This window comes from uncultured Jatrophihabitans sp. (genome assembly GCF_964244045.1).
In the GTDB taxonomy this organism is placed as follows: Bacteria; Actinomycetota; Actinomycetes; order Mycobacteriales; family Jatrophihabitantaceae; genus Jatrophihabitans.
Genome location: NZ_CAXTHK010000071.1, coordinates 1 through 5,273, shown reverse-complemented (window position 1 = coordinate 5,273; position 5,273 = coordinate 1). Strand labels below are relative to the sequence as shown.

2 protein-coding genes and 1 pseudogene are annotated in these 5,273 nt (G+C 64.9%); 2 read left to right on the top strand and 1 reads right to left on the bottom strand.

Annotation, left to right across the window (positions count from 1 at the left end):
* Nucleotides 1-149 precede the first annotated feature (149 nt).
* On the top strand, nt 150-1,352 hold the full coding sequence (locus tag ACFFC4_RS21995; protein ID WP_375504869.1) for an IS110 family transposase: 1,203 nt from the start codon (nt 150-152) through the stop codon (nt 1,350-1,352).
* Between the two features lie 589 nt (nt 1,353-1,941).
* Nucleotides 1,942-3,411, top strand: a complete 1,470-nt coding sequence (locus ACFFC4_RS21990; protein ID WP_375504867.1) for a TIR domain-containing protein — start codon at nt 1,942-1,944, stop codon at nt 3,409-3,411.
* Nucleotides 3,412-3,602: 191 nt separating this feature from the next.
* Here ACFFC4_RS21990 and ACFFC4_RS21985 read toward each other — a convergent pair.
* Nucleotides 3,603-5,273 (bottom strand): annotated as a pseudogene (locus ACFFC4_RS21985) (hypothetical protein); the annotation flags it as partial.

The following is a 5,273-nucleotide window of genomic DNA, read 5'->3' as shown; positions in this document are numbered from 1 at the left end:
GCAACAACGCAGAGCTGTACGCGAACGATTTACACCACTCCCCGGGGCACGACCGTGGCGTGGCTCGAAAGAGGCGAGAACGCAGGTCGATCCGAAATCAGACATGCCCGCCACGGTCCATCCACTTCGAGGAGGACATCTTGGCTGTAGTGATGATCGGCATCGACCCGCACAAGGCATCGCATACGGCGGTCGCACTTGCGCCTGACGAGGCGAGACTCGGTCAGATCCGAGTCCGGGCCTCGTCGTCGCAGGTCGAGAACCTGCGTTCGTGGGCGTCGCCCTGGAGCGAGCGGGTCTGGGCAATTGAGGGCGCTACTGGTCTGGGTCGGCTGCTCGCGCAGCAGCTGCTCGCCGCCGGTGAACAGGTCCTCGATGTCCAGCCCAAGCTCGCCGCGAGGGTGCGGCTGCTGAACACCGGGACGGTGAACAAGAACGACCCCAACGACGCCCGCTCGGTTGCTGTCGCCGCGATGCGCTCACCTGACATTCGCGCTGTCGCGGCCGAGGATCACGCCTCGGTGATGAAGGTCTGGGTTCGTCGGCACCGCGACTTGAGCCGTACTCGCAACCGCATCGTCTGCCGTCTGCACGCGATCCTCTGCGACCTCGTCGCTGGCGGTTTTCCCAAGCAAATATCGGCGATCCAGGCCTCCGCAGTGCTCGCAAGCATCCAGCCGGTCGACGCTGTCGGCGAAGCTCGGCTCGAGCTCGCGCACGAGCTGCTCGAGGACCTACGGCGGGTCGATGAGCAGCGCCGCGCAGCCAAACGACGCCTCACAGCAATCGTCGCCGCATCCGGCACCACCGTCTCACAGGTCTACGGCGCGGGCCCGGTCGTGACCGCGACCGTCGTCGGCGACGTGGGTGCGATCAGCCGCTTCCCGACCCGTGATCACTTCGCCGCCTACAACGGCACAGCACCCATCGAAGCGTCCTCCGGCAACCGCACCATCCACCGGCTGTCCAGGCGCGGGAACCGGCACCTCAACCACGCCATCCATATGGCCGCGGTCAGCCAGATCAGCCACCACGGCACCGCCGGCCGCGACTACTACCGCCGCAAGATCGACGAAGGGATGGCGCCGAAGTGCGCGCTGCGCGCCCTGAAACGCAAGATCAGCGACGCCCTCTACGCCCGCATGATCGCCGACGCCCGCCGCGCAGCCCGACAGCCGAACGAGAGCGGCCCGGGAGGGCAAACGGGGAACGACTCTGCATCCAGCGCGACCGGCTCACACCCCGAACCGGCTCTTCGGAAAAGCCACTCCCGGACCGGGACCAACTCTAAATCCAGCCGCGCCTACAAGCCCACCCCTGCACCGGCGAAACCTCCACGACGAGCCACTTGACACAAAGAGGCCTCGATATGCGCGTCGGCCGGCCGCTGGGCAACGAGCGCAAATGAGGTGATCTGTGCTGGTGCGTTGCGGCTGCTTTATTCGGCGCAGAGGCATCGGCGCTGGTCCTGGCGAAGCTTGACCGCTTGTCCCGCTTGCTCCATGACTTCGCCGACGTGATGGCGGCCTCTGCAGGGTAGGGGGTGGGCCGTGGTCGCAATCGATTTGGGCCTAGACACGACCACGCCCCCGGTGAGCTGGTTCCCGGAGTCATGGCGTCCGTCGCACAGCGGGAGCGCCGGGTTATCGCCGCCCGCACGCGCGAACGCCCTCGCAGAGCGCAAGGCGCTGGGGTCGGCTCGTCAGGGAGCGCCTGTCCCGCGCCGGTGGTGGCGCGAATCGTCGCGGCGTCCGTGGCCGGCGAAACGCCGACCGAGAGGCCACGCGCTCGACCCTGACGAGGTGCCTACGCCTGCGGGCGGGGCTGACTAGCTAGTACCCAATAACCGTAGGGCGGCTCCTCGCAGCCGAGCGCACACGAGGGGCCGCAGAGCGCCACACCTTCCCGCCTCACGGATCGCCGTCGGCTTAGGGTGGGTCAATGGACTGGGGCGACGCGTGGACCGGAGACCAGCAGCGCCTCGCAGACGTTCTCATGCTCGCGTGGCATCAATCGCAGCGATGGCCGTTCTTCCAGTACGTCGCGTCAGAGCTAGAAGATTCTGGTCTCGACGCGCTGGAAGTGCTTCAAACCTTCCCGGTCCTCGGTATCCGAACACCCTCAACTCTCTTCTACTCAGATGTCCGCTTCGATAGGACGGCCCCGTTCCCGCCTGAAGATAGCCAGGTCGAGTTGACCCTTAGCGGCCTCGCCAAGCATCCGCACGGAGAGGAGATGGCCCTAGCCTTCGTAGCCGTCTTGAAAGAGGCGGCTAAACGCCATCGACAAACAAGGATGGACCCGGGCCGACTGGCAGAGGTGCAGCTATCAAGTAAGGAGTTGGGCAGTAGGCCCGCTTACTACTGGCCTGATCACCTCCTGTACGCAGCTGGCGTCGTTCTGCGCTCGGAGTGGCCGCCCGGGATCGAAGCCTTCTCGGAAGACGGTGAGGGCAACTGGACGATCGTGCTTGGTCGAGCAGTACGGCAATATGACGAACTGACGATTGATAGCTACCTTCGGCTCAAGGCCAGCAACATCGAGCGAGTAAACGAGCAAGCAACTGCAGCTGGGTGGACCACCTTCCCGTCGGTCTCCTCAGCTACCGTGCAGATCATGAACCCAGCGACCGCCATACGTGAGCTGAGGAAGCTGCGCGATCAAGCGGATACGTCCGAGGTCCGACGTGAGGGGCCTGCGCACAGTGAGTGGCGATCCAAGGTGCGGGCGGTCATGCAGCGATCACTGGGACCCAGCTCCACGGCGCTCGAATCGTTCGAAGGCGTCAGTTACACCGTGGGCATATGGACGGGCAGCCCTGGCGAGGACGAGCGGGACCGCCACTACTTCCATGGACAGGTTGGTGAAGCGGCCGCGTTCATTGATGCAGCTATATACGAACTCGAGTTGGACCTCGACCCCGAGTCATCTGAGGTCGAGCCGGCACCTGCGGACCCCGAAGGTGCCGGAACGATCTTCGTTGTACACGGACACGATGATGGGCTCAAGTCTCAAGTACAGCACCTTGTGGAACGCGCGACCGGCGCCAAAGTCGTTGTGCTTCATCAACAGGCAGACGAGGGCCAGACGGTCATCGAGAAATTCGAAGCTCATGCTCAACAGGCCATCTTCGCGATCATCCTCTTGACGCCAGATGACGAGGGCCGCGCTAAAGGCACGGACGACTGGAAATACCGCGCTCGTCAAAACGTGGTGCTTGAGCACGGCTACTTCATCGGACGCTTGGGCAGGCCTCGGGTAGTCGCTCTGCACAAGGGCGACGTTGAGCTGCCGTCCGACTTGAACGGCGTGATCTACAAGCCCGTCGATCCCGCAGGGGCGTGGAAATACGACCTAGCGAAGGAGCTTCGAGCAGCCAAGATCGAAGTCGATATGAACAAGATCGTCTAGCTTCTTCTCGCGTCCGACGTGCGCAGCCAATCGACTGGTGATGGTCACCTGGTCTGACAGCCGTGCTAGATGCCGAGACCGTCACGGGCCCGATCAAGCCGAAGGGCGCGTCGTGACTGGCCCAGCGAACGCGATTTCAAGTTGCGCCAAGTCCAATGTGGTGGCCTCGTCCAATTGGTTGAGCCGCCCGGTTATCTTGCGCCACCTCTGCCGTCGGTATCTTGGCCTGCTAGCCAGAGCACCTGCGCAAGCAATGATCGGGAATCGTCAGCGCGAGTTTCGCCAAAATTGTCGATCTTTACCTCGCTGAGGTCGATCCCGTCGGCCGCTGCGACGACTGCAGCGATTGGGAACCAGGCGGGAAGCTCGCGGTAGCGGCGTGCCACGCCGACCGGGCTCCAGTCGCCAGTACTCAAACTCTCGACCCACTCGGCGCAGTAGCTGACCATCGGCAGCAAAAGCTCCGACGAGCTGGTCAGCGCGGCCTCCAGTCGCTCGCGTGCCTGGTCGGGCGAGCTAACGCGTGCGCCGTGGTGAAACACGCTTGCGCCGTTGGCGTCGTCGTGGTCGAAGGTTTCCGGGTCAGTGAAATCGATCGAGTTCCACAGCTCGACCAGAGCGTCCTTTGCCTGCATGGAGGCGATGTCGCGGCCACGGTTGCTCGCGGTGCGCGCCGTCTCGGCCAGCAGCTGGACCGCGGCCGACAGCGGTCGCAGAGCAACGTCCTGCGTTGTTAGGTGAGCGAGCTGCTCGTCGGTTGCGTTGGCCGCGACTGCCGCGGCGAGACCGCAGGTGGTCGAAAGCCCAATGCCCATCGCCGAAGCCACCGGCGGGATTTTCGCAGCCGGGCCAGCCGCGTTGGCGAGCTGCGCCCGCAGTTCGGGATCGAAAGGCTTGTGGTGGACGCGCGCGTACGGGCGGGCGTTGTCCAGCAGCGCCCGGTGTGCCCTCAGCGGGTCCGGCTCAGGAGCCACCGATGCCGGCTCGGTCCTAGTCGGTGGCGGCGGCGGGCTCTCGCCCCGCCAGGCTGCCGCGAGCGCGTCGCAGGCTTGCTCGATTTCAAGCAGTGCGTCCTCGAGTCGCGTGTCGTCCTCGAGAGCCGGCGGGCCCGGCCAAATGCCGGACGCGGTTATAGCGTCGTCGACCGCGATGGAGAGCCATTCGCTCCAGGGACGGGTTGAAGGTCGGCTTGCCTGGACGGCGGCAAGCTCGACCTTGACTGCGTCTGCGGCCGGCGCCAGTGATGTGCACGCATCACGCAGAGCTTCGAGCAGGGCAGCCTTGCACTTAGCGGTTTCAGCGCGTGAGGGCTCGACGTAGACGCGCTCGCCTTCGTCGTCCCACATCGGCATGGATCGGCGAACCTGCTCGATCAGCGCACGCCATGCCGCTGCGTGCGCGGCGGGGCCGCTGCGCGTTCGCTGCGCCTCTAAAGTTAGGCGCTTGACCGCCCGTACGAGCGCGACCATGGCCTGGGCGTGCTGCTGCTCGCGCGCCTGTGAGGACGCCTCCAACACTCGCCCGGCGTCAGTGTCTGACAGTGGCCAGTTGCGCAACAACTGTTCGTACTCGTCGATCTGGGCGGCCTTCCACTCACGCAGAAGATTGGCAGGGTAGGCGTTCGCGCGCTCGTCGATCTCGTAGGAGTGCTCGATGCACAGAAGCAGGAGGTTGTCCTGCGACCGGTTAGCGTCGGCTGTCATCTCTATCCAGCGCGGCCCGCCTGGCCGGCGGGCATGGATGTGTGCGATGCGGCTGTTGAGCATCAGCTCGCCGGTGTCGTTGTCCTGCCGGTACAGAGGACGTGTACGGGAGAGTCCCGCCGAGTGGTGTAAGTCGGGTTCCTGATCGTGGTGACCGGT

What these genes read in the sequence shown, in the direction of transcription:
- ACFFC4_RS21990 (WP_375504867.1), top strand. Translation starts at nt 1,942, where the DNA reads ATGGACTGGGGCGACGCGTGGACCGGAGACCAGCAGCGCCTCGCAGAC.